Origin of the sequence: Sphingomonas sp. CCH9-E2 (genome assembly GCF_001557215.1) — a bacterium.
GTDB lineage: Bacteria > Pseudomonadota > Alphaproteobacteria > Sphingomonadales > Sphingomonadaceae > Sphingomonas.
Genome location: NZ_LSJM01000243.1, coordinates 1 through 2,676, shown reverse-complemented (window position 1 = coordinate 2,676; position 2,676 = coordinate 1). Strand labels below are relative to the sequence as shown.

Here is a 2,676-nt window from a genome sequence, read left to right as displayed (position 1 = left end):
ATCTCGACCCGCTCACCGGCCTGCTCAACCGCCGCGCCTTTTTGGGCCAGGCGATCGGGCGCAGCGGCCAGCAAACGCTGCTGATCCTCGACCTCGACCGGTTCAAGCAGGTCAACGACACGATCGGCCATGACGGCGGCGACGAAGTTCTGCGCACCGTGGCGCGGACCTTGCGCGGGCTGGTCCCGGCGGGCGCGCTGATCGCCCGGATCGGGGGCGAGGAGTTTGCGGTGCTCAGCACCCCGGCCGACCCGGTCGATCCCGATCGCATCCTCGCCCGGCTGCGCGCCACGCGCATGCCGTTCGACCTGCGCGTGACCGCCAGCATCGGCAGCGCGCAGGGCCCGATCGCCGACGAGCGCGACTGGAAATCGCTCTATCGCGCCGCCGATCAGGCATTGTTCGACGCCAAGGCTGCAGGCCGCGACCGCGCCCGGGTCGCCATCGCCGCCTGACCGCCAATTCAGCTTTCGTTCAGCCGCAATCTGCCCTAAACGGCGCGCATCGGGAGGGCGTCATGAACCAGTTGCACAAGCGCAGGATTGTTCTGGCCGCCAGTGCCGTGGCGCTGCTCGCCACCGCCGCAACGGTCCGCCCGACCGCCGAGTTCGAAGTCCTGACGCACGAGATCACCGACAAGACCCCGCGCAAATTCCAGGCCGCGGTCGACACCGGCATCCTCGCGGTTTCGGTCCTCTACACCTGGACCGAACGCACCCTGCGTTGACTTGCGTTTCAGACACGCTTGCTTACACTCGTGTAAATGAGCGATCCTGAGAGCATCTGGCGGAATCACTATCGTCACCCCGGTCCGTGGGACCAGACTCTGCCCCCGCTTTCGATGGTCGATGCGTTCGAGGAATCGGCGCGGCGCAAGGGTAATGCCCCGCTGCTCGACTTTCTCGGTCGCCATTACAGCTTTGCCGAGACGCTCGACGGCGCGAACCGCGTCGCCTGTGGCCTCAAGGCGCTCGGCTATGGCCCGGGCGACCGCATCGGCCTGTTCCTGCCCAACGTCCCCCATTATGTCGCGGCCTATTACGGCATCCTCAAGCTCGGCGCGACGGTGGTCAACTTCTCGCCGCTCTACAGCGTCGACGAACTCGCCGCGCAGGTCGCCGACAGCGGTACGCGCCTGCTGTTCACGCTCAGCGCCACCGCCCTGCTCCCGACCGCACTCAAGGTGCTGGACAAGAGCGGCCTCGAACGCCTGATCGTCGGATCGGTCGCCGGCGCGCTGCCCGCCACCAAGTCGATCCTCTACCGGTTGTTCAAGGGCAAGGAGGTTGCGGCCAAGCCCGACGACCCGCGCGTCACCGCCTTTTCGCAGTTGATCGCCAATGACGGTGCGTGTGTCGCGCCGCAGCTCGACCCGCAAACGCACCTCGCGCTGATCCAGTATACCGGCGGCACCACCGGCGTGCCCAAGGGCGCGATGCTGACCCACCAGAACCTGTCCGCCAATGCGCGACAGGTGGCAAAGCTCGACCCCGATCTCGGCTCCAGCCTCGACCGCGTGCTCGGCGTGCTGCCCTTCTTCCACGTCTTCGCCAACACCTGCGTGCTCAACCGCACCGTGCTGACCGGTGGCGAGATCATCATGCTCCCGCGCTTCGACGCGGCGCAGGCGCTGGCCGCGATCAACCGCACCAAGCCGACCGCGCTGCCCGGCGTGCCGACGATGTTCCAGGCGCTGATCGACCACCCGCACGCCAAGTCCACCGACTGGTCGAGCCTCAAATATTGCATCTCCGGCGGCGCGCCCCTGCCCGCCGAGCTCAAGAAGCGGTTCGAGGCCGAGACCGGCGCGACGCTGATCGAAGGCTATGGCCTGTCCGAAAGCTCGGGCGTCGTCTCCGCCAACCCCTATCGGGGCGAAGGCAAGTCCGGCACCATCGGCCAGCCGATCGTCGCTACCCGCGTGCGCCTGGTCGACAAGGAAGACCCCTCGCGTGACGCGCCGCCGGGCGAGCCGGGTGAGATCACCATCGCCGGGCCTCAGGTCATGGCCGGATACTGGAACCGCCCCAACACCGATGGCTCAACCTTCTGCCACGACGCCGCCGGCACCCGCTGGCTGCGCACCGGCGATGTCGGCCAGATCGACGAAGACGGCTTCATCAAGATCGTCGATCGCCTCAAGGACATGATCTCGGTCGGCGGGTTCAAGGTCTTCCCGAAACATGTCGAGGAAGTCCTCTACCACCACCCCGCGATCAAGGAGGCGCTGGTCGTCGGCATGCCCGACCCTCGCATGGGCGAAGTTCCCCGCGCCTATGTCGCGCTGAACGAGGACGCAGAGCCAGTGACCGGCGAGGAACTGCGCGCCTGGCTCAACCCGCAAGTCGGCAAGCACGAGCGCGTCGACGCGGTGGTGGTGCGCGAAAAACTGCCCAAGACGATGATCGGCAAGCTGAGCCGCAAGGATTTGCTGCTGGAGATCGCGGCGGAAGCGACCGCCTCTTAAGCCCTCCCCCTTCTTCCAAAGCCCCTCCCGCTTGCGGGAGGGGTTGGGGAGGGTCTTCTTCTTTTTGAGGCAGCACCCACACCCCATCCAAGGCTAGCCCCACAACTCGTTTGTGCTGAGCTTGTCGAAGCACCATTCCCGCCCTCAATGAGCGCAGGATACCGCCCTTCGACAAGCTCAAGGCAAACGGCCGGTGGCATGCCCCACCA

The 2,676-nt window shown here is 66.6% G+C and carries 3 protein-coding genes; all 3 read left to right on the top strand.

Annotated features, from left to right (window positions below; all coding sequences use genetic code 11):
• On the top strand, positions 1–455 hold a 455-nt coding region (locus AX681_RS11540), incomplete at its 5' end, for a GGDEF domain-containing protein (RefSeq protein ID WP_156456079.1).
• 62 nt (positions 456–517) lie between these two features.
• On the top strand, positions 518–727 hold the full coding sequence (locus tag AX681_RS11535; RefSeq protein ID WP_066662292.1) for a hypothetical protein: 210 nt from the start codon (positions 518–520) through the stop codon (positions 725–727).
• Positions 728–763: 36 nt separating this feature from the next.
• On the top strand, positions 764–2,467 hold the full coding sequence (locus tag AX681_RS11530) for a long-chain-fatty-acid--CoA ligase (protein ID WP_066682274.1): 1,704 nt from the start codon (positions 764–766) through the stop codon (positions 2,465–2,467).
• Positions 2,468–2,676 lie beyond the last annotated feature (209 nt).